Origin of the sequence: Kitasatospora humi (assembly GCF_020907985.1) — a bacterium.
Lineage (GTDB): Bacteria > Actinomycetota > Actinomycetes > Streptomycetales > Streptomycetaceae > Kitasatospora > Kitasatospora humi.
The window spans coordinates 46,197-67,693 of sequence record NZ_JAJJPA010000003.1; the positions used below are offsets into that span (position 1 = coordinate 46,197).

The 21,497-nt window shown below is 75.0% G+C and carries 16 protein-coding genes; 5 read left to right on the plus strand and 11 right to left on the minus strand.

What is annotated here, in order from left to right; translation table 11 throughout:
• The 4 genes from LN042_RS04300 to LN042_RS04315 are packed head-to-tail and all read right to left on the minus strand — an operon-like array spanning position 1 to position 6,174.
• Complete coding sequence (locus LN042_RS04300; protein WP_230048557.1) at positions 1-2,532, minus strand: serine/threonine-protein kinase; 2,532 nt, start codon at positions 2,530-2,532, stop codon at positions 1-3.
• Between the two features lie 5 nt (positions 2,533-2,537).
• Positions 2,538-3,887, minus strand: a complete 1,350-nt coding sequence (locus tag LN042_RS04305; RefSeq protein ID WP_230048559.1) for a hypothetical protein — start codon at positions 3,885-3,887, stop codon at positions 2,538-2,540.
• A 23-nt stretch (positions 3,888-3,910) separates the two neighbouring features.
• The gene (locus LN042_RS04310; RefSeq protein ID WP_230048561.1) at positions 3,911-4,849 is read right to left on the minus strand and encodes a glutamate ABC transporter substrate-binding protein; all 939 of its coding nucleotides are present in this window, start codon (positions 4,847-4,849) and stop codon (positions 3,911-3,913) included.
• The gene (locus LN042_RS04315) at positions 4,846-6,174 is read right to left on the minus strand and encodes a GlnX family signal transduction membrane protein (RefSeq protein WP_230048563.1); all 1,329 of its coding nucleotides are present in this window, start codon (positions 6,172-6,174) and stop codon (positions 4,846-4,848) included. Before LN042_RS04315 ends, LN042_RS04310 begins: the two co-directional genes overlap by 4 nt.
• A 226-nt stretch (positions 6,175-6,400) precedes the next feature.
• Here LN042_RS04315 and LN042_RS04320 point away from each other — a divergent pair, with 226 nt between their 5' ends.
• Both LN042_RS04320 and LN042_RS04325 read left to right on the plus strand, forming a co-directional pair.
• The gene (locus tag LN042_RS04320) at positions 6,401-7,432 is read left to right on the plus strand and encodes a cytochrome c oxidase assembly protein (RefSeq protein WP_230048565.1); all 1,032 of its coding nucleotides are present in this window, start codon (positions 6,401-6,403) and stop codon (positions 7,430-7,432) included.
• Positions 7,433-7,460: 28 nt separating this feature from the next.
• Complete coding sequence (locus tag LN042_RS04325) at positions 7,461-8,042, plus strand: nucleosidase (protein ID WP_230048567.1); 582 nt, start codon at positions 7,461-7,463, stop codon at positions 8,040-8,042.
• Positions 8,043-8,049: 7 nt separating this feature from the next.
• On the opposite strand, the gene LN042_RS04330 is transcribed toward LN042_RS04325, so the two are convergent.
• Positions 8,050-8,835, minus strand: coding sequence for a ZIP family metal transporter (locus LN042_RS04330; RefSeq protein ID WP_230048569.1), 786 nt, complete (start codon positions 8,833-8,835; stop codon positions 8,050-8,052).
• Positions 8,836-8,965: 130 nt separating this feature from the next.
• Between LN042_RS04330 and LN042_RS04335 the strand changes: the two genes are divergently transcribed.
• Both LN042_RS04335 and LN042_RS04340 read left to right on the plus strand, forming a co-directional pair.
• Positions 8,966-9,733: a DedA family protein gene (locus LN042_RS04335; protein WP_230048571.1), complete on the plus strand. Its 768-nt coding sequence runs from the start codon at positions 8,966-8,968 to the stop codon at positions 9,731-9,733.
• A 125-nt stretch (positions 9,734-9,858) separates the two neighbouring features.
• The gene (locus LN042_RS04340) at positions 9,859-11,106 is read left to right on the plus strand and encodes an MFS transporter (RefSeq protein WP_230048573.1); all 1,248 of its coding nucleotides are present in this window, start codon (positions 9,859-9,861) and stop codon (positions 11,104-11,106) included.
• Positions 11,107-11,113: 7 nt separating this feature from the next.
• On the opposite strand, the gene LN042_RS04345 is transcribed toward LN042_RS04340, so the two are convergent.
• The 5 genes from LN042_RS04345 to LN042_RS04365 all read right to left on the minus strand — a co-directional run bounded on the left by LN042_RS04345 (position 11,114) and on the right by LN042_RS04365 (position 16,347).
• Entirely contained in the window at positions 11,114-11,509 is a 396-nt protein-coding gene (locus tag LN042_RS04345) for a nuclear transport factor 2 family protein (RefSeq protein WP_230048575.1), read from the minus strand.
• An 86-nt stretch (positions 11,510-11,595) separates the two neighbouring features.
• The gene (locus LN042_RS04350; protein ID WP_230048577.1) at positions 11,596-12,597 is read right to left on the minus strand and encodes an N-acetylglucosamine kinase; all 1,002 of its coding nucleotides are present in this window, start codon (positions 12,595-12,597) and stop codon (positions 11,596-11,598) included.
• A gap of 9 nt (positions 12,598-12,606) precedes the next feature.
• Positions 12,607-13,887: a 6-phospho-beta-glucosidase gene (locus tag LN042_RS04355; RefSeq protein ID WP_230048982.1), complete on the minus strand. Its 1,281-nt coding sequence runs from the start codon at positions 13,885-13,887 to the stop codon at positions 12,607-12,609.
• 46 nt (positions 13,888-13,933) lie between these two features.
• Positions 13,934-15,151, minus strand: a complete 1,218-nt coding sequence (locus tag LN042_RS04360; protein ID WP_230048579.1) for an ROK family transcriptional regulator — start codon at positions 15,149-15,151, stop codon at positions 13,934-13,936.
• A gap of 152 nt (positions 15,152-15,303) precedes the next feature.
• Positions 15,304-16,347 carry a mechanosensitive ion channel family protein gene (locus tag LN042_RS04365; RefSeq protein ID WP_230048580.1) on the minus strand — a complete coding sequence of 348 codons (1,044 nt, stop codon included), beginning with the start codon at positions 16,345-16,347 and terminating at the stop codon, positions 15,304-15,306.
• Positions 16,348-16,596: 249 nt separating this feature from the next.
• Between LN042_RS04365 and LN042_RS04370 the strand changes: the two genes are divergently transcribed.
• A complete protein-coding gene (locus LN042_RS04370) occupies positions 16,597-17,211 on the plus strand; it encodes an HNH endonuclease (RefSeq protein ID WP_230048582.1) in 615 nt (204 codons plus the stop codon).
• A gap of 83 nt (positions 17,212-17,294) precedes the next feature.
• Here LN042_RS04370 and LN042_RS04375 read toward each other — a convergent pair whose 3' ends face one another.
• Entirely contained in the window at positions 17,295-21,488 is a 4,194-nt protein-coding gene (locus LN042_RS04375; RefSeq protein WP_230048584.1) for a glycoside hydrolase family 84 protein, read from the minus strand.
• Positions 21,489-21,497 lie beyond the last annotated feature (9 nt).

Consider the following 21,497-nt stretch of genomic DNA (forward strand, 5'->3'; position numbering starts at 1 on the left):
TCACACCCACGTCCGCGGTCGGGACCGGTTGGCCCGCTCCACCAGTTCGATCCGGTCCTCGGCCCGCTCGGCGAGCCGGGCCAGTGCTCGGTAGGACTTCTCCAGCGCGAACCGCAGCTCGCGCTCCTCGGTCGGCAGGCCGCCGAGCTCGGCGCCGGCCGGCGAGTGGCCGGGGGCGCCGGCCAGCGCCCAGCCCAGCGCGCCCTCCAGCACCTCCACCGAGAGCTGCTCGCGCCGCCGGTCGTCCAGACCGAGCAGGGCGAGCTGGGCGTTGCCCGCCGCCAGGTCGTCGCCGATCGGCTCCTGCGGCGTGCGGGCCCGCACCCGGGCCCGGATCGCGGCGATCCGGGCAGCGGTGTAGTGGGTGGAGACCTCCGGGACCGACTCCAGGGCGGCGACCGCGCCGGCCCGGTCGCCGCCTGCCAGGCAGACCCGGGCCAGCCCGAAGGCGGCGCTCACGTAGCCGTGGTCGGTGGTCCACACCAGCCGGTAGAACTCCGCGGCGTCCTCGCGGTTGCCGAGCAGTTCGGCGCAGATGCCGAGGGCCAGCTTGGGCGCGGCCTCGCCGGGGAAGGCGTCGTAGACCGCGTCGAAGGCCTCGGCGGCGGCCTCGACCAGCGCGCGGGTCGCCTGGGTCGCGGACGCGCCGGCCTGGGCCAGCTGGGCCAGGCCGCGGTACCAGACCACCCGCCAGTCGTCGCCGTGGTCGGAGCGCAGGTTGGTCAGGGTCTGCTCGGCGTCGGTGTGCAGGCCGAGCTCGGTCAGTGCCCGCACCCGGCGCAGCGCGAGCTCCGGCGAGAACTGCGCAGCGGTGCCGAGCGCGCTCAGCACGTCGTCCGGCCGGGTGGCCATCAGTGCCGCCAGGAACCCGGCGTTGGGGTCGCCCGGGTCGACCCGGGGCACCGGCAGGGCCAGCGCCGAGGCGGCCGCGTCCGGCACCACCAGCCGCGGCGTCCCCGGTGTCCCGGTCGCCCCGTCGGCGATCAACTCGGTGTCCACCACCCGCAGTTCGGGGCCGAACAGGGTGGAGAGCGAGGGCCGGGGCTGTCCGTCGGTCAGCGCCAGGATCTCCCGCAGCACGCCGGTCAGCTGGTCGGCCATCTCCTCGGCGGAGGCGAACCGCCGGGACGGGTCCGGGTCGGTGGCCCGCACCAGCAGCCGGTAGAACGACTCGTACTGGGCGAAGACCGGCACCTCCTCGGGCCCGGGCAGCTCGTCCCGGTAGGTGGTGCTGTAGCCCTGGAAGTCGAAGGTCAGCACCGCCAGGGTGCGGGCCACGGTGTAGAGGTCGGAGGCGGGGGAGGGGCCGTCGGTCGCTATCTCCGGCGCCTGGTAGCCGACCGTGCCGTAGATCGGGCCGTCGTCGTCGAAGCGGCGGACCGCGCCCATGTCGATGATCTTGAGCGTGTCCTCGCTCTGGATCACGTTGTCGATCTTGAAATCGCAGTAGACCAGACCGCGGCCGTGCAGGTAGCCCAGCGCCGGCAGCGCCTCCAGGGCGTAGGCGATGGCCTGCGCCACCGGCAGCGGATCACGTGCCCCGTCCGGGGTGCGGCGGTCGTTGGCGATGTCCTTGAGGGACTTGCCGCCGACGTACTCCATCACGATGTAGCCGTCGGTGGTGCCGGTCCTCAGGTCCGGGTGCTCGACGAAGTTAATGATCCGGACGATGTTGGGGTGGTCGACCTCGGCCAGGAACCGCCGCTCGGCGATCGCCACCGCCAGCGCGTCCTCGTCGCCGGTGTCCAGCAGGCCCTTGAGCACCACCCAGCGGTCGCTGACCCGGCGGTCGACCGCCAGGTAGATCCAGCCGAGGCCGCCGTGCGCCAGGCAGCCCATCACCTCGTACTGACCGCCGATCAGGTCGCCGCGGTGCAGCTTGGGGGTGAACGAGTACGGGTGGCCGCACTGGGTGCAGAAGCCCTCCGGGCGGCCCGGCCGGCCGTTCTTCTCCCGGCCCACCGGCGCGTCGCACTTGCTGCAGAACCGCTTGCGCTCGGGCACCTCGGGGTTGGCCAGCACGGCCTGGGCCGGATCGCTCTTCGGCACCGGCGGCACGCTGACCAGCCCGGCGCCCAGCCGGCTGCGGCTGCCGGTGCTGCGGCTGCCCTTGGAGCTGCGCACCGAGACCGAGCCGCGGGTGCCGGTCCGGGTGGAGCGGTGCGAACGGGACCGGCCGGACATCGAACGGGAGGAGCCGGTGCGGCTGGACGGCACCGAACGGGCCGAGCCGGAGCCGGAGTCCGGCGCGCTCCGGGAGCCGGGCACCGGGGCCGGTGCCGGGGTCGCGGTCCGCGCCGGGCCGGCCGCCATGCCGCACTCGTCGCAGAAGCCGTCGGCGTCGATGGTGCCGGTGCAGCCGGGCTGCGCGCACCCGGCGCCGACACCCGTCCCGGTGGCGGTCCCGGTGGTCGCGGTGGCGGTCCCGGTGGTGCCGGACGCGCCCAGCGGCGCCAGGCCGCACTCGGTGCAGTACCCGTCCGCGTCGATCACTCCGCCGGAACACCCCGGCCGGACACACGCTTCGCCCATGGCGATCATTCCCCCTGTCCGTCGTACCGCCGCGCGTCCTGCGGCGCCGCCGCCGGGCGCAGCGCCTGCTGGAACCTGGTCACCGCCGCGGCGGCCGCGCGCAGATCGCACGGCGCGCTCCACAGCAGCCAGCGAGCCTTCTCGTAGCGCTCGATCACCTCCGGGTCCTCCGCGACCCCGAGGCGCGCGGCCATCGCCTTGTAGGCGTCCAGCCGGCCGCGCAGTTCGGCCCGGACCGCGAGCGGGGCGGTCACCTCGGTGAGCGACTGCCGGGCCCGCTGCAACTCCTGGGCGGCCTGCTCCTCCAGGGCGTCCAGCAGCGGCGCCAGCCGGTGCCAGAGGCCGTTCTGACGCAGCTCCGCCGCCTGGTGCACGCCGTCGCGCAGCGCCGCCAGCGGCCCCGGCACGGCCGGCACCTCGGTGGCGGCGATCTTGGCCAGCACCTCGCCGCGGGCCTGCCGCGCCTCGCCCAGCGTGGCGTCCGCACGGTGCAGCAGATCGGCGACCTGGTGCAGCCGCTCGTCCGCCTCGTCGCGCAGCCGCAGCAGCTGCTCCAGTTCGACCCGTATCGAGTCCAGGGTCCGGCCGGCCTGGTCGAACCGGCTCACGTCCACGGCGCCGGCCGCCGCCTGCTGGGCGGCGACCACGCTGGTGGTGGTCTCCCGGCCGCGCTGGGCCGGCACCCGGGCCGGGCGCCACAGCGCCAGCGGATCGGCCAGCACCTCGGCCCGAAGACCGGTCAACTCCTGCTCCAGGTCGGACAGGTCGTCGCCCAGCGGATGGCTGCCGGGCCGCACCCCGACCGAGCCGGCCAGGCTGGTCACCCGGCGCAGCTCGGCCAGCAGCAGGTCGATCCGGGCCGGCAGTGCCGACCAGACCGCGTCGGCGGCGTTGACCACCTCCAGCACGGTGGCGTACCAGCTGTTCATCCGGTCCATCAGCTCGGTCAGGCTGAGCTGCTCGACCAGCCGGGCCGGCCCGGTCAGCTGGTGTGCCGCGTCGGGCAGTTGGCCGCCGGAGACGGTGACCGCCCGACCGCGCAGCAGCTCGCTGAGCTCGGCCAGCTCCGGGGAGCCGGGCCGGCTGCGCCGGGAGCGCACCGCCCGGGCCGCGGCCAACGCCTCGTTGTAGCGGTCGAAGTAGGTCCACAGCAGGGTGAACCCCTGGGCGGCGGCCTGCCAGCGCTCCTCGGTGCGGCCGGTCAGCGTGGCGCCCTCCAGCAGCCGGCGGCCCGGGTGGTCCTGGAGCGCGAGCAGCGCGGCCTCCACGGCCTCCCGCTCGGCGGTCAGCCGAGTCAGCTCGCGGTCCACCTCCTCCCGGCTCAGCACCGGGCCAGCGGATCCTGTCAACGCCACGCCCTTCCTCCTGATCCCATGTGCTACGGCAGGTAGTTGGCAGCCGGCGGGCTCATCGGGCCGAGCCCCGGCTTCAGCCAGTGGTCGTAGCTGTCCTGCCAACCGCTACGACGGTAGTCCTCCAGCACCTGGTTGACCCGGGCCACCAGGTCGGGCGCGTTCTTGGCCATCGCGACGCCGTACGGCTCGTTGGTCAGCGACGGGCCGATTACCTGCACCGTCGGGTCCTGGGCGGCCTGGCCGACGGCGAGCGCGTTGTCCGTCACGGTGGCGTCGGCCTGGCCGAGTTGCATGCGGACCAGGCAGTCCAGCTGGTTCTCCACGACCACCTCGGCGGACTGTCCGAGCGGATGCTTGCCCAGGTAGTCCTGCGCGGTGGAGGAGTCCGCCACGCACACCCGCTTTCCCCTCACCGCGTCGTCGATCGTCCTGGCGTGGGCCGCCTTCGGCACCACCACCTGCTGCCCGGCCTGGAAGTACTCGGTGGAGAAGGCCAGGTCGTCCAGCCGGTCGCAGGTGATCGTCATGGTACGCGCGATCAGGTCGACCGAGCCGCTCTTGATGGCATCCATACGCTTCGCGGTCGGCACCGTCTTGAACTGGACCTTGTCGGGATCGCCGAGCAGCGCCTTGGCGATCGCATGGACCAGATCGATGTCGAAGCCCTGCAGTTGACCGGTGACCGGGTTGCGGAAGCCCCAGTCGTAGCTGTCCTGGTCGACGCCGGCGACCAGCACCCCGCGCGCCTTGATGGCGGACACCGCCGGCCCGTTCTCGTTCGTGCTGGGGCGGATGCTCTTGGTCGGGTCGCAGTTCCGGTCGGCCACCGCGGTGGCCGACCCGGCCGCGGCCGCCCGGGGCCCGCTGCCGGGAGCGGCCGCCGCACCGGTGAGGGTGAGCGGGGTGGCCAGCACGGCGGCCAGCAGTGCGATCCTGGTGCGCATCCGTCCGGTCCCCTTCATCGGTACTCCGCCAGCCGGCGCCCGATGCCCGTCAGCGCGCCCGCCGTGCCCAATAGCGCGAGCACGCCCGCGGCCACGGCCACCGTGCCGGTCGCGTCCCGGCCGTCGCGGGCCGCGCTCAGGAAGTCGGCCTGCTCGACCTTCACGGCAGCGGCCAGGCTCTGGTCGGTCGCGTCGAAGGACGTCGCGGCGCTGCCGGCACCGCTGCCCACGGTGTCGTCCAGGGCGCCCTGGTAGTCGCCGCCGTCGTTCTTGGCGCCGGCCGCGTTGTGCCGGTCGTTCCACTCCTTGAACGAGCCCCGGGCGTCCGCGATGTGCCCCGCCGCGCCGGCCGGAGCCAGCCCGGCGGCCCGGGAGAGCGCGGTGGCGTCGCCCATCTCGTCCTCGGTCCACTGCTGCGCGTACGTGGTGGTGGAGCCGCGGGCCACCAGGTTGAGGTTCTCCGCGGTGCGCGCCTTCAGCGTGTCTATCCGGGCCACGTTGAGCGCCTTCAGCGGGGCGGCGCCGCGGTCGATGCTCTCCTTGAGCGACGAGTCGCCGGCCAGCACCGCCGCGCCCAGCCAGAGCAGCATCACCAGCACCGCGCCGGTGGCGCCCAACAGGCCGGGGTTGAACACCCGGTTGGTGCGCCGGAACAGCCGCAGCTGCACCCAGGCCAGCGCCACCAGGACCACCACCGCGAGGCCGTAGGCCGCCCACGGGGTGGCCCGGGCGTCCGCGTAGTCGCCGTCCAGCCGGGCGAGTTCCAGGTCGGAGAGCTGCTGGGCCTGCGGCAGCAGCTGCTGCTGCATGGTGGTGGAGGCGTACCGCAGATAGGCCGCGCCGAGCGGCAGGCCCTGCCGGTCGTCGGCCCGGGCGGTCTCCACCAGGCCCGCGTAGACCGGCAGTTGCTGGTTGAGCTGGCTGACCAGGGCCTGCGCCCTGGCCGAGCCGGTGGACTGCGCGGCGGCCTGGGTGAGCAGTTGGGTCGCGTTGGACAGGTCGTCCTGGTAGCGCCGGCGCAGGTCGGCCGGCTCGCTGCCGGCCAGCAGGAAGCCGGCCGCGGCGGTGGTGTCCGCGTCGGCCAGCGAACGGTAGATCTCGGCCGCGTTCTGGCTCAGCGGCTGACTGTGCGTCACCACCTGGTCGGCCGCGTCGGTCCGGTCCGTCACCTGCCAGCCGGTCAGCGCGCCCAGGCCCAGGACGAGCACGCTCAGCCCGACGGCGGCCAGCCGCAGCCGCCCCGGTGCGGTGCGCGCCGCGGCGCGCCAGCGGTCCCGGCGGCGCACGCGCGCTGGGCCGCGCGGTGGTGGCACCACCGCCGTCCGTAGTACTGGTGTCGCCACCGTTCCTACCTCCCCCAAGAGCCCGATCGGGACCGGCTGCTGCCAGCAGTCTGCCACCGGGCCGCGCCAAGACGGGCCCGGCGGGTCCAAGACGCGAGCCGTACCCTATGCGGTTCCGCCTGCGACGCGGCACCCCCGGGGCGCCCCGGGCGCGGTGATCGTCTCGGGATCGGCCATGATGGCAGCCGAGACCCGCCCAAAAGGGGCGGAACATGGAGCCGAAGTGATGCAGACCGCACAGACCGTCCTGGCCGCGACCGGCTACCACGGGCCGCCGCCGTGGCAGTGGTCGGACCTCGCCACCTCGTGGACCGCCGAGCCGGTGGTGCTCGCGCTCTCGGTGCTGCTCGGCGGCGGCTACCTGCTCGGGGTGGCCAAGCTGGCCCGCTCCGGCACCCGCTGGCAGCCCACCCGCACCCTCTCCTTCCTCGGCGGCGTGCTGCTGTGGGTCTGGTGCACCTGCTCGGGCATGGGCGTCTACGAGCGGATCCTGTTCACCGACCGCGCGGTGCAGGTGGTGCTGCTGCTGATGCTGGTGCCGCTGCTCCTGGCGATGGGCGCGCCGATCTCGCTGCTGGTCGAGGCCTCGCCGCCGGCCCGCCGGCAGAGGATCCTGCGGGCGCTGCGCAGCGGCCCGTCCAAGGTGCTGATGTTCCCGGCGGTCTCCACCGTGCTGCTCATCGTGCCGCCGTGGCTGCTCTACTTCACCTCCTGGTACGAGAAGTCGTTGACCAGCGGCGCCTGGAACATCGCGACGCACCTCGCGCTGGTGCTGCTCGGCCTGGCCTACTTCTGGCCCCGGCTGCAGCTCGACCCGGTCGGCCGTGAGTACCCGCACCTGGTGGGCCTGTGCATCACCTTCGTCGAGGTGATGTTCGACGCCGCGCTGGCCATCGTGCTGATCTACGGCGGGCACCTCGTGGCCCAGCACTACTACACCGGGCTGGCCCGCCCCTGGGGCCCGAGCCCGGCGCAGGACCAGTTCTGGGGCGGCAACGCCTTCTGGGTGCTCGGCGACCTGGTCGGCGTGCCGTTCCTCTGCGCGCTGATCCGCCGCATGATCGTTGACGGGCGCGAGGAGAACGCCGCGGTGGACGCCGCGCTGGACGCCGAGTACGAGCGGCAGGCAGCCGAGCGGGCCGCCCGGGTGGTGGCACCCGGCGGCGCGCCGGAGCAGCAGCCGGAGCCCGAGGAGGGCATGCGCCCCTGGTGGCTGGACGATCCCAACCTCAAGCACCGGTTCGGCTCCGGCTCGTGAACCAGGTCGTCCGACTACCATGGCCGGCATGCAGCTGACCGGAACGATCACCCCCGAGCGCCCCCTGCTGGTCCTGGCCGTGGCCGAGGAGGCCGCCCACCTGGACGGCAGCCTCCCGGTGCTGCTCACCGGCATAGGCAAGGTCAACGCGGCCGCGGCCCTGGCCACCGTGCTCGCCGGCGGCCCGCGCCCCGCCGAGGTGATCAACCTGGGCACCGCCGGCGCCCTGCGCCCGGGCCTGGCCGGCCGCACCCATGTGATCGGGTCGGTGCTCCAGCACGACCTGGACAGCCGGGTGCTGGCCCTGCTCACCGGCCGCGGCTACGGCGCCCCGATCACCCTGGCCGCCGACGGCCCGACGCTGGCCACCGGCGACCTCTTCGTCTCCGACCCGGTGGCCCGCGAGCAGTTGGCCGCCCGGGCCCACCTGGTCGACATGGAGGGCTATGCGCTGGCCGCCGTCGCGCAGCCGGCCGGGGTGCCGATCCGGCTGGTGAAGCACGTCAGCGACGAGGCTGGCGAGGGCGCGGCCAAGGCCTGGCGGGAGGGCGTGGACGATTGCGCCAAGGCGCTGGCCGCCTGGCTGGCCGAGGACCTCGCCACCGCCTGAGCGCCCGTCAGGCGCCGCCGGCGGTGACCACCGCGTCGGTGATGAAACCCGCCAGCAGGCCGGCCAGGACCATCCAGGTGGTCAGCTCCTTGAGTGCGGCCCGGCGGGCCACCGCGAGCAGCTCGATCACCACGTAGAGGATCGACCCGGCGGCCAGCGAGAGGAACGCGGTGCTCAGGTAGTCGTTGACCAGGTGCTGGCCGACCAGGGTGCCGGCGAAGGTCGGGCCGCCGCCGATCAGGCCGAGCAGCGCCAGGCTGCCCCAGGACGGCCGGGTGCCCTCGGCGGCCAGCGGGGCCACGATGCCGAACCCCTCGGTGGCGTTGTGCAGCCCGAAGCCGATGATCAGCAGCACGGCCAGCGATATCTGGCCGGTGGCGGCCGAGTTGCCGATCGCCAGGCCCTCGGCGAAGTTGTGCAGGCCGATGCCGACCGCGATCATCATCGCCAGGTCGGCCGCGCTCCGCTCGCCGCGTTCGCTCGCCGCGGCCAGCCGCCGGGCGTTCCACCGGTCGTAGTGGACCAGCCCGCACAGGCCGACGGCCAGGCCGGCGGCCAGCACCAGGATCCCGGCGACGGCGGTGCCCCAGTGCTTGTCCCCGAGCGCCTTGTCCGTCGGGTCCCAGGCATGGGTGAGCACGTCCCACACCAGGAACAGCAGGATCCCGATGGCCAGCGCGTTCAGCCCCGCCCGCAGCCGGGGCGCGGGGCGGCGCAGTCGGCCGATCGGCAGACCGAGGTAGATGGTGACGCCGGCGACGGCTCCGAGCAGGGCGATCTGACCGCTGGACATCCGGGTTCTCCGAGGGTGTCGGTGGGAATGACGATGGCCGAGGTTAGGGCAGCCGGCCGGGAATGTCGTGAAGTTCTCGGGAATCGTTCGTCTACAGTGACGTAGACGGTGCGATGGAAGGAGCCTGCCGGTGGGATCGCTGACCAACTGGCTCGCAGGGCTCTCCGGGCCCGTGGTCTACGCGGTGGTGGGCGCGCTGGTCTTCGCGGAGGACGCGCTGTTCGTCGGCTTCGTGGTGCCCGGGGAGACCGCCGCGGTGCTCGGCGGCACCATCGCCGCCGCGCACCGCGAGGTGAGCCTGCCGGTGATGATGGCGGTCGTGGTGGCCGCCGCGATCCTCGGCGACACCACGGGCTACGAACTCGGCCGCTGGTGGGGGCCGGGGCTGCTGCGCACCCGCCCGGCCGTCAAGCACCGGGCCCGGCTCGACAAGGCCCGTGCCTTCATCCGTGCCAAGGGCCCGGCGGCGGTCTTCCTGGGCCGGTTCGTCGCACTGTTCCGCGCCCTGGTGCCGTTCCTGTCCGGGGTCTCCCGGATGCAGTACCGCAAGTTCCTGGTCTTCAACGCGGCCGGCGGCGTGATCTGGGGCGTCGGCTTCGTGCTGCTAGGGTATGCGGCCGGCTCGGCCTACGCCCAGGTGGAGCACCTGGTCGGCACGGCGCTGGCGGTGCTGGTCGCGGCCTTGGTGGTGGTGGCGCTGGGGGTCTGGTTCTGGCGCAAGCGGCGGCGGGAGCGGGCGGCGCTGCGGTCCGAGGAGCAGGGCGACGCGGAGGAGCGGGGCGACGCGGAGGAGCGGGGCGAGGCGGTGCGGGGCGCCGCTGAGGAGCGGGACGACGGCGGAGGGACGGACGCCGAGGAGCGGGGCGAGGCCCAGGAGCGGGGCGACGAACGGCCCTGACCCGGGCCGCTGTTCGTCCGCCCAAGCGGGCGCTCGTTCGGCCCGGGGGTCCGGCCGGCCCGCCGCCGGACCGGCCGAGGCGTTAATCCGTTGACGCGACGGACCGACCTGGCCAGGCTGGCCGGATGTCCGCCACCTTCGCACCGCTGCGCCACCGACCGTTCCGCTGGCTGGTCGTGGGGCGCAGCTGCGCCACCCTGGCCAACAGCATGGCCCCGGTGGCGCTCGCCTTCGCGGTGCTGGACCTGACCGGATCGCTGACCGATCTGGGGCTGGTGGTCGGCGCCCGGTCGCTGGCGAACGTGGCGGCGCTGCTGTTCGGCGGGGTGCTGGCCGACCGGGTGCGGCGCGGGGTGATCCTCCAGGGCACCGCGCTGGCCTCGGCGCTGTCCCAGGCCTTGGTGGCCCTCGCGGTGCTGCTGCACTCCGCCTCGCTGCCGCTGCTGATCGGACTGAGCCTGGTCAACGGCGTGCTGGCGGCGCTGTCGATGCCGGCCAGTGCCGCGCTGCTGCCGCAGACGGTGCCCGCCGAGGAGCTGCGGCCGGCCAACGCGGTCAACCGGATCGGCCTCAACACCGGGCTCATCGCGGGCAGTTCGCTGGGCGGTCTGCTGGCGGCCGGAGTCGGCCCGGGCTGGGCGCTGGCGGTGGACGCGCTGGTGCTGCTGGCCGCGGCGGGCGGCTACCTGGCGGTCCGGCTGCCGTCCGGCGCGCCGGCCGTACCGGCTGCCGAGAAGGCCCGCCCGCTGGCCGAACTGCTGGAAGGCTGGCGGGAGTTCACCGCCCGTCGGTGGGTCTGGGTGGTGGTGCTGCAGTTCATGGTGGTGAACGCGGCGGAGTCCGGCTCGATCACGGTGCTCGGGCCGGGGATCGCCGACGCCACCTTCGGCCGCGGTGTCTGGGGGCTGGTGCTGGCCACCCAGATGGCGGGCGCGGTCGTGGCGGGCTTCGTGGTGGCCCGGTCGGCGTTCCGGCGGGCGCTGCTGGTCGGGGTGGCCGCGGTGTTCGCCATGGCGCTGCCGGTGCTGGCGCTGGCGGCGCGCTCGGGTGCCGTGCCGGTCGCCGCGGCGATGTTCGTGGCCGGCTTCTCGGTCGAGTTCTTCTGCGTGGCCTGGGACCTGTCACTGCAGCAGAACGTGCCGGCGGACCGCCTCGCCCGGGTCTACTCCTTCGACGCGCTGGGCTCTTTCCTGGCGCTGCCGCTGGGCGAGACGGCCGCCGGGCCGCTGGCGGCCAGGATCGGCACCGGTCGCACCCTGCTGGCCGCCGCCGCGCTGATCGCGCTGGCCACGGCGGCCGCGCTGGCCGTCCGGGCGGTGCGCACCCTGACCGTGCACGACGACCAGCCGGCGCCCGAACTCGTGCCGGTCTGACGGGACGTCAGATCCGTGGCGCGATGAGGTCCTGGTACTCGCGCCAGTGCGTGATCCGGCCGTCCCGGACCCGCAGCTTCAGCACGAAGACGGCGGTGCTGCGCTGCCCGTCGGCGGTGGCCGCGCCGGTCAGCCGGTACTGCGCGATCAGCTCCCGGGGGTCGGCCGTGTCGCGCAGCGCGATCACCTGGAAGTCGTCGAAGCGCACCGGCCGTTCGGCCTCGGTGGTGGCGGCGAAGGCCAGGAGCTCGTCCCGCCCGGTGAGCTTCTGCGGCCGCCCGTCGGGCGCGTAGGGGAACTCGACGACCGCGTCCTCGGCCCACAGCTCCCCGGTCGGCGCGAACGCGCCCGCCAGCAGACCGGTACGGAACTGCTCGAAGATCTCCAACGGACCGTCGGCCATCACGGCACCTCTCGGGGCGTCACCATCGCAACCGCCCCAGTATTCCGGCGGCACGCGTGCCGTGCGGGCGTTTCGGCCAAGTGTTGCTACGCGGCCACCACCGGCCGCCGGTAGCCGGCGCGCAGCCGTCGGTGCGCCCCGGGCGGGCTGCCCAGGCGGTCCAGACCGAGCAGGGCGGCGCCCAGCACCGGGGGCGCGGTGACGATCCGCGGGAGGGCCAGCGGGGCTTCGGTGCGCAGCCGGGCGTGCAGGTTGTCGAGCAGCAGCGGCTGGCCGGCGGCCAGCACCCCGCCGCCGAGCACCAGCGGGGTGGGGGTCGCCAGGAGGTCGAGCCGGGTCAGCGCCACCCGGGCCAGCGCCGCGATCTCCGCCGCCTGCCGGTCGATCAGCGCCAGCGCGGCGGGGTCGCCACCGCGCGCGCAGTCGAAGAGCAGCGGCACCACCTCGTGCAGCCGCACCCGGCCGACCTCGCCCAGGTGCAGCGCCTCGGCGAACGCGGTCGCCGAGGCCAGCCCGAAGTGGGCCGCGACGGCCGGCGCCAGCGCGGTGGCCGGCCCGCGTCCGTCCTCGGCCCGAGTGGCGTGCCACATCGCCTCGGCGGCCAGCCCGGCCCCGCCGCCCCAGTCGCCGGTGAGCTGCCCGAGCGCCGGGAACCGGGCGGTGCGGCCGTCCGGCGCCAGGCCCACGCAGTTGATCCCGGCGCCGCAGACCACCGCCACCCCGTACGGCGTGTCGGTGCCCGCGCGGAGCAGCCCGAAGGTGTCGTTGGCCACCGTCACCGTGGCTCCCCAGCCCTGCTCGGTGAGCGCGGCGGTCAGCGCCCGCTCCTCGGCCGGCAGGTCGGCGTTGGCCAGGCAGGCCTGCACATGGCTGACCAGCAGGCCGTCGGCGCTCCGGCCGGCCGCCGCCGCGCAGGCGGCGACCAGTGGGGCCAGCCCGGCCACGGCGGCCCGCGGCCCGTGCGCCTGCGGGTCGAAGCCGCCGCCGCGGGCGGTGCCGAGCACGGTGCCGTCGGCGGTGACCAGGGCGACGTCGGTCTTGCTGTTGCCGGCGTCCACGGCGAGCACACCGACCAGGGGATGCGACATGATGCTCCGTCAGGTCCAGCTGAGATGCGGCTTATTGTGTGCGATCAGGGCGTCGGTCAGCCGATCGGCCAACTCGATCTGCCCGACCAGCGGATGGGCCAGCAGGGCGTCGAAGACCCGCCCCCGGCCGCCCTTGAGCGCGGCCTGGAGGGCGAGGTGCTCATAGGCGGTGACGGCCGCGATCAGTCCGGCGAACAGCGGCTCCACCGGCCGCTGCGGCAGCGGCCGTACTCCGGCGGCGTCCACGGCGGCCGGCACCTCGATCACCGCGTCGTCCGGCAGGAACGGCAGCACCCCGTCGTTGCGGGTGTTGACCACCTGGACGCCCGGGCCGCCCCCGGTGCCGAGCAGTGCCGCGATCAGCTGCACCGCCGCCTCCGAGTAGAAGGCGCCGCCGCGCCGGCTCAGCAGCTCCGGCTTGGTGTCCAGCGCCGGATCGGCGTAGAGCCGCAGCAACTCCCGCTCGATCTCGGCCACTCGGGCGGCCCGGGTGCCCTGCTCGCGCAGTTCGGCGACCACCGCGTCGTGCTGGTAGTAGTAGCGCAGGTAGTAGGAGGGCACGACGCCCAGGTGCCGGATCACCGGCAGCGGCAGACGCAGGTCGTCGGCGATCTCGGTGCCGAAGTCGGCCAGCAGCTCGGGCAGCACCTCGCGCCCGGTGGGGGCGCCGGGCGCGTCCAGCAGGGTGACGCCGCGCTCCCAGGTGAGGTGGTTGAGGCCCACGTGGTCCAGTCGGACCAGCTCCGGCGCCACCCCCAGGTGGGCGGCGAACCTGCGCTGGAACCCGATCGCCACGTTGCACAGCCCGACCGCCCGGTGGCCGGCGGTCTGCAGGGCCCTGGTGACGATGCCCACCGGGTTGGTGAAGTCCACGATCCAGGCGGCCGGGTTGGCCCGGCGCACCCGTTCGGCGATCTCCAGCACCACCGGCACGGTGCGCAGCGCCTTGGCCAACCCGCCGGCCCCGGTGGTCTCCTGGCCCACGCAGCCGCACTCCAGCGGCCAGCCCTCGTCCTGGGCGCGGGCTGCCTGCCCGCCCACCCGCAGCTGCAGCAGCACCGCATCGGCGCCCGCCACCCCGGCGTCCAGGGCGGTGCTGGTGCGCACGGTCGCGGGGTGCCCCTGCTTGGCGAGGATCCGCCGGGCCAGCGCCCCCACCAGCTCCAGCCGGTCGGCGGCCGGATCGATCAGCACCAGCTCGCCGATCGGCAGGCCGTCACGCAACCGGGCGAAGCCGTCGACGAGTTCGGGCGTGTAGGTGGAGCCGCCGCCGACGACGGCGAGTTTCAGGGACATCAGCACTCGACCCCTGTCGTGTGGATGGGTGGGTGGTGGGTCAGTCGGTGGTGAAGACCTGCTCCCGGGCCGTGCCGAGGGCCCGCTGCAGCGCGCCGTGCAGCACCGGGGAGCCCGGCACGGTGCTGCTGAGCAGTCGCGGGCGCGGCACGGCCAGGCCGGTGAGCTGCTCCTGGACGAGGTCGCGCAGCCGGGCGCCGCCGGCGGTGGGGATCCCGCCGGAGAGCACCACCAGCTCGGGGTCGATCACGGCGACGATCGCGGCCAGCCCGGTGGCCAGCCGCTCGGCCAGCACCGCGAGGAACTCGTCGCCCGCGCCCGGGGTGGCCAGCGCCTTGCCGATCGCCGCCTCGGCGCTGCGGGCCGCCAGGCCGTGCCGCCGGGCCAGGGCCAGCACCCCGGCGGCGCCCGCGAGCTGCTGGAAGCCGCCGGAGTTCTTCCGCCGGACGTTGCGGATCACCGGGGCGCCCGGCACCGGCATGTAGCCGACCTCGCCGGCGCCGCCGGTGTGGCCGCGGTGCAGCCGGCCGCCGAGCACGATCGCCGCGCCGATCCCCTCCTCGGCCCAGAGCAGCACGAAGTCCGAGCAGTCCCTCGCCGCGCCGAGCGCCTGCTCGGCGACGGCGGCGAGGTTGACGTCGTTCTCGATCGCCACCGGTGCGCCCAGTGCCTCGGTGAGCCGGTCGAGCAGCCCGGCGCAGTGCCAGCCGGGCAGGTGGGCGGCGTAGCGCAGCTTCTGGGTCTGCGGGTCCAGGGCGCCGGGGGTGCCGATGGCGATGGCGGTCAGCCGGCCCGGGGCCAGGCCGGCCCGCTCCACGGTGGCGGCCAGGCCGTCGGCGATCCTCCCCCAGCCTCCGGCCGGGTCCTCCGTGGCGGTGCCGGCCGCCTGCCGGCCCGGGGTGGGCAGCAGGTGCTCGGCGAGGGTCTGACCGGTGATGTCGGCCACCGCGAACCGGATCTGGCCGGGCGTCACGTCCAGGCCCGCGACGTAACCGGCCGCCGGATTCACCTGGTAGAGCTGGGCGTTGGGACCGGGCCCGCCGACCGTGGTGCCCACCGGCACGACCAGCCCGGCGGCCTCGAGGCGGGCCAGCAGTTGGGAGGCGGTGGGTTTGGAGAGGCCGGTCAGGGCGCCGATCCGGGTGCGGGAGAGCGGACCGTGGGCCAGCAGCAGGTCCAGGGCGGCCCGGTCGTTGATGGCCCGCAGTCGGCTCGGGGTGCCGGGGCGCGGTGCGGAGGTGGCGGAGGTGTCGTTCACGTGCTCGATCCTCCCGGGTCGGCGGGCCCTTGGACAATTGGAAACTTTACTAACAATCCAAGCCCTGTCAATGGAACCGCCGGCCCGAGAGGCGCGCCGACAGCAGTGCCCCGGCCGCGCGGGCGGCCGGGGCACCGGGGGGGAGGGAGGGGTCAGGGCAGCTTGCTGAACGCCTGCTGCTCCTCCGGGGTCGGCGGCGGGATCGGACGGGCGCTCAGCGAACGGGCCGAGGCCGGGTCGGCGAGCGAGGACGGCGGTTGCGCGTCGGCGATGGCGCTCGGCGCGGGCGGGGCGGCCGACGACCCGGCGGCCTCCTCCTTGAGCTTGATCCCGGCCCCGTCGAAGGCCGCCTTCAGCCGTCCGCGCAGCGCCCGGGCGACCAGCTGCGCCCTGCTCGGCATGGTCTTGGCCTGCACCCGCAGCACCACGGTGTCGGCGGAGACCGACTCCACGCCCAGCACCTGCACCGGCTCCCAGAGCAGTTCGTCCCAGGGCGACTCCTTGGCGAACGCCTCGGCCGCGGTCAGGATCAGCGCCTCGACCTTGTCCAGGTCCTCCCGGTAGCCGACCTGGACGTCCACCGTCGCGGTCGACCAGCCCTGGCTCATGTTGGCGATCCGCTTCACCTCGCCGTTGCGGATGTACCAGATCTCACCGCTGTCGCCGCGCAGCTTGGTCACCCGCAGCCCGACCTCCAGCACGGTGCCGGTGGCCACCCCCATGTCGATCTCGTCCCCGACGCCGTACTGGTCCTCCATGATCATGAAGACCCCGGAGAGGAAGTCGGTGACCAGGTTGCGGGCGCCGAAACCGAGCGCCACGCCCGCCACCCCGGCGCTGGCCAGCAGCGGCGCCAGGTCCACCCCGACCTCGGAGAGCACCATCAGCGCGGCGGTGCCCAGGATCGAGAACGAGGCGACGCTGCGCAGCACCGAACCGATCGCCGCCGCCCGCTGGCCGCGCCGCTCCGGGTTCACCAGCAGCCCGCCCAGCCGGCTGCTGGTCTCGTTGTCGCTGTGCTCCGCCTCCCGGGTCATCCGGTGGATCAGCTGGTCGATCAGCTTGCGCACCACTGCCCGCAGCACCAGCGCGAGCAGCACGATGACGACGATGCGCAGCGTTCCGTCGATCCACGACTCCCAGTTGGCGTCCAGCCAGCCGGCCGCCTCCCTGGTGCTGGTTGTGACGTCGGTCACGAGGCCCTCCTGTGCCCGCGGGAAAACTCGGCGCACAGCCTAGCGAGCGCAGGTCGGTGCGCCGAACGGCCGGTTTGGGCATAGAGACAGGTAGCACCGGCGAGCGCGGAACCCGCGTCCGCCTGTTACCCGGTAGTGGTGGCGCCGTACAAAGTCGTAAGGCGACACTGGGGGAGATCGCGCAGCGATGCGCGGTCATCCGCTCGTCCCGGCGCGAGCCACGCGCCGCAGGCGTCCAAGGAGGCATCCGTGCCGCATGTCCTGGTCCTCAACGCGTCGTACGAGCCCCTAGGGGTCGTATCGACGCGCCGCGCCCTCATCCTGGTCCTCAATCACAAGGCGGTCAGCCTGGAGGACTCGGGTGTCACCCTGCACAGCGCCACCAGCGCCGTAACGGCGCCCTCCGTGGTGCGGTTGACCCGGTTCGTCCGGGTGCCGTTCCGCGGGCCAGTACCGCTCACCCGCCGCGCACTCTTCGCCCGTGACCACGGGCGATGCGTCTATTGCGGGGCCGCCGCGACCAGCGTCGACCACGTGATCCCGCGCAGTCGCGGCGGGCAGCACCGCTGGGACAACGTGGTGGCGGCCTGCCGCCGCTGCAACCACATGAAGGCCGACCGCCACCTGACCGAGCTCGGGTGGCGGATGAAGCGACCTCCGGCCCCGCCCAGCGGGCTGGCCTGGCGCATCATCGGAACCGGGATCAAGGACCCGCGCTGGCGGCCCTACCTGGAGCCGTACGGCGGCACGGACCAGTTCCGTGACTTCGAACACCATGTCCATACCGACCACGCGGGAGCACCGGTTCCGCTGGGCCGGTCGCGTCCTGTCCACCGCGGTGAGCCGGAGAGCATCATCGCCTGACCAGCCCGGGCCGCAGTACCGCCGGTAGCCCCATGGGCCGGCGGCGCCCCCTCCAGGAGGGAGCGCCGCCGGCCCGCCGCGTTTCAGCGCCCTGCGGCGGCCCCGGGGGTCGGGCCCGGGGTGGGCGACGGGCCGGGGACGGGGCTCGGGTCACCGGTCGGCTGCGCGGTCGGTGCGGGCGACGGCACCGCGGGGCTGGGCGAGGCCGACCCGCTCGGCGACGGCGTCGGGGCGGGCACCCCGCCCGGGGTCGGTGTGGGCGTCGGCACCCCGAACGGCGGCACCGGCGGGGTGGGCGCCGCCGCCGGGTCGTCGACCGCGTACAGCTCGATCCCGTAGAGCGAGTAGCCGTACTTGGTGGCCCGGCTGATGCCCTGCATCCGCAGGTAGACCGCGCCCGGCGCGTCGAACCGCACCGTCTCGGTGCCACCCCTGCCGTTCGCCACGGTGGCCACGGTGGTCCAGTTCACCCCGTCGGTCGAGGTCTGCAGCTGGTAGGCGGCGCCATAGGCGTCCTGCCAGTGCAGCACCGCCTCGCCCAGGTGGGTGGCCCGCGGCAGCTGGAGCTGCACCCAGGCGTTGTCCACCGCCGGGGACGACCAGCGGGTGCTCGGGTCGCCGTCGTTCACGGCGGAGGCCGGGAACTTGGGCGTCTCGTCGCCCGAGGAGCGGGCGGTCGCGGTGGGCGCCAGGTCCGGGCCGCCGGTCGGCGGCACCACGTGCACCTGGAGCGTCTGGTGCAGCGTCACCTGACCGGAGGTGAAGTCCACCGGCACCTGGTACGTCCCCGACGGGGTCCCGGCCGCCGCGCTGACCTGCACCGGCGTGCTGACGCGCCCGCCGCGCGGCACGCTCACCGCCGCACCGGGCTGCCCCGCCGCCGGCGCCGGCGTCACGGTGATGCCCGGCACCCCGCTGGGCGCCGAGGCCCGGATCTCGCCGCCGGCGCCGTCCGGGCGCAGCGCGTCCACCACCGCCTGGGTGCCGGCGGCGGGGGCGCCCGCGATCACGTCCAGCACCGGGTCGGCCAGCGACAGCCGGGCCACCGGGGTGTCCGCGTACCAGGGCACGATCTGGTTGACGACCGGCGCGTCGCCGCCCGGCTGCCAGGTCAGCCGCACCGCACCGGTCGGCCGGCCGCCCACCGGCAGCTCGTTGTACCCCGGGTGCAGGGTGCCCACGTCGACCCAGTTGCCGTCCGCGTACCGCACGGACACGGTCGCGGTGGCGTGCACCGCCGGGTCGGTCAGCACGGTGAGCCGGTCCAGCGGGCGCACCGAGCCGAGCTCCACGGTGAGCGGCGCGGTCGCGGCGGTCGGCGCGGCGGCCGCCCGGAAGGCGGTGTCCGGGTCGCCGTCCAGCACCGAGGCGGCCGAGGAGCCGGGCGCGGCGGCCGGGCCGCCGGAGACCGTCATCGCCGGGGAGTCCGGCGCGGTGACGCTGAAGTCCCGCACCGCCACGGCGTTCTGCTGGGACTTGGTGGCGCGCAGCCGGACCGCCCGGACCACCGCGCCGGCCGGCAGCTCGGCGGTGACGGTCTTCTGCTGGTGCGCCACCGCCAGTTGGTGCCAGCCGCCGTCGCCGGTGGAGTACTCCAGGACCCCGTCGCGCAGGTAGTCGTCGGCGGCCGCGGCCGCGTCGCCGCCGGGCGCGTCGCCGCCGTCCGAGCCGCCCATGGTCACCGTCACGGTGCCGACTGGGCGGCCGTCACCCAGGTCCACGCCGACCGAGTCGCCCGGCTGCGGCGGGGCCGAGCTCCAGTAGAAGCTGCCCGGGTCGGCGTCGGTCATCAGCGCGGGGCCGTGGCCGTTGGCGCTGCCCATGGTGCTGGTCGGGGTGAGGGCGCCGGCCGAGACTCCGGACCAGCTGTCGGCGGCCTTCAGCGCCCGGTCCAGGAACGGGTCGAGCACCCCGGCGCCGATCGTCACCGGACCGGCCGCGGCCAGCCGGTCCCGCAGCCGGCGCAGCGTCACCCGGGAGTTCCAGGCGGTCGCGCCGTCGCCCCCGTGCTGGGCCAGCAGCATGTCCAGCGCGGCCTCGCCGGCCCGGCCGTAGTCGCTCAGCCGGCTCAGCCAGGGGGAGGTCTCGGCCACCAGGGTGGAGCCGCCGATGCCGGAGCCCGCACCGGTGTCGGTGCCGCGCAGCATGTCGGGGGCGCCGGCCATGGTGGCGAACGCCGCCCGCAGCGGATCGGCGGCCCGCTGCAGCCCGTTCAGGTCGACGCTGCCGCCGCCGGGCTGCAGGGCCGTCCAGAACGCGCTGATCAGCGGGGTCAGGTAGCCCGACTCGGTGCTGGACAGCGGCGACGAGGAGCTGTTGCCGGCCAGCGCGGTGAGCGCCGCCAGCGCCGGGCCCGCGTCGTCGGCGCCGGCCGGTGCGGCCTCGGCGGCCAGCTCGCGCAGCGCGTACTGCCAGGAGGCCTGCGCCTGGTAGCCGGTGGGGTTCCACGCGAAGTCGGCGGCGGTGGCCAGCGGCAGCTGGGAGGCGGCGGCCTGGCGCATGCCGGCGGTCAGCAGCATCGCCGAGCGGCTCGCCACCTCCGGGTCGCGGCCGGTGTAGGGGCCCAGGTAGAGCCGGTCCGGGGTGGAGTCGTTGACCGGGTAGTCGTCCATGGTGACCAGCGGGTGGCCGAACACCGCGCTGGTGTCGGTGGTCTGAGCGGCCGTGATGGCGCTCGGTATCAGCCCGACGCCGCTCCAGGCCACCTGGACGGCCTGCGGCAGCGCGGCGGCCAGTGCCTTGCGGTACGGCGTGCTGCCCTGCTGGTGGAACTCGGTGGGCAGCACGGTGAGCGCGGCCAGCTCCGGGTGGGTGGCGATCAGCCGGCTCTGCACGGCGGCGGCCAGCTTGGCCTGCGCCTTGGCGTGGGCGGCCGGGCCGGAGCCGAAGGCGTCCCGGTCGTCACCGCAGTGCCAGTCGTCGAAGCTCACGTTGTCGAACTGCAACTGGAAGGCGCCGAAGCCGAGTTGGCGCAGCCCGTCGAGCTTGGCGAGCAGCGCGTCCAGGTCGGCGGAGGAGCTGAAGCAGAAGTTCTGGCTGGGGGCCACCGCGTAGCCGAGGGTGACGTGGTTGGCGGCGGCCCGCTCGGCGAGCGCCCGCAGGTCGGCCAGCTGGTCGGCCGGGTAGGGGCTGCGCCACCGGTCCTGGCGGTACGGGTCGTCGCCCGGGGCGTAGAGGAAGAAGTTCTGCTTGGTCCGGCCCAGGAAGTCCAGCATCGCCAGCCGCTGCTCGCTGCTCCACGGCGTGCCGTAGAAGGACTCCGCGGTGCCGCGCACCGGCGCGCCGCTCGGCCAGTCACGCACCGTCACCGCCGGGAAGCCGTAGCCGCCGGCGCTACCACCGGTCGTGGCGGTCCCCCCGGCCGGAGGCTGGGGCGCGCCGGCGGGTGCCCCCGGCGAGCCGACGCCCTGCCCCAGGCCGGCCGGCACCCGGGTGAGCAGCTGGCGCAGGGTCTGCGCGGCGTAGAAGGCGCCGGAGCCGTCCACGCCGGCCAGCACCACCGCGCCGTAGCTGCCGCCGGCCACCGGGAGTTGACCGGCCGCCAGGGTGTAGCCGCCGTCCGGCAGGCCGGCCGGGTCGGCGGCGCCCAGTGCCTGCAGCACCTTGGCGGCGGCCGGGTCGGTCCGGCCGCCCGGCTTGGGGGAGGAGACGTAGACCAGCAGCGAGCCGGGCGCGGGAGCCGCCTGCTCGGGCGTGACGATGCTGCCGGCGCCCGCGCTGAGCAGCACCTGGCGGACGGCGGCGAGCGCGCCCGCGTCCAGGTCGGCGCCGACCATCAGCGACACCTCGGCGGGCACCGTGACCGGGCTGCCGGACACGCGCAACTGCTGCGGGCGGGGATAGACCTGGGGGTCGGTCAGGCTGCCCAGCGGGGTGCGGGTGCCGGGCAGCTGGGCGGCGCTCTGCGCGGCGGCTGGCGCGGCCACCGCGGCGGTCGGCACGGTGGCGACCAGGCCGCCGATGACCGCGGCGGCGGACAGGGTGGCGGCCACCCGCAGACCGGCCCGGCGGTGCGCCGACGGCTCGGTGGCGCCGGCCCGGTCGGTGGTGACTCCGGCCAGCGGCCTCGTCCGGCCCTCGGCCAGCAGCGGTTCGGTGCCCTTGAGGTCCGCGATCAGCCGGTCCGCGGTGCGCGGTGCGACCAGGCGTGCGGTGCGGGCGGTGGCCCGGCGGGTGACCTCGACGGCGGGATGGTGCAGGACCTCGCGCAGGGCTGGGCTGGCTTCGAGCTGCTGCCGCAGCCGCCTCCCGGCGGCTGCCGACACACGGGACTGCACGGGGCCTCC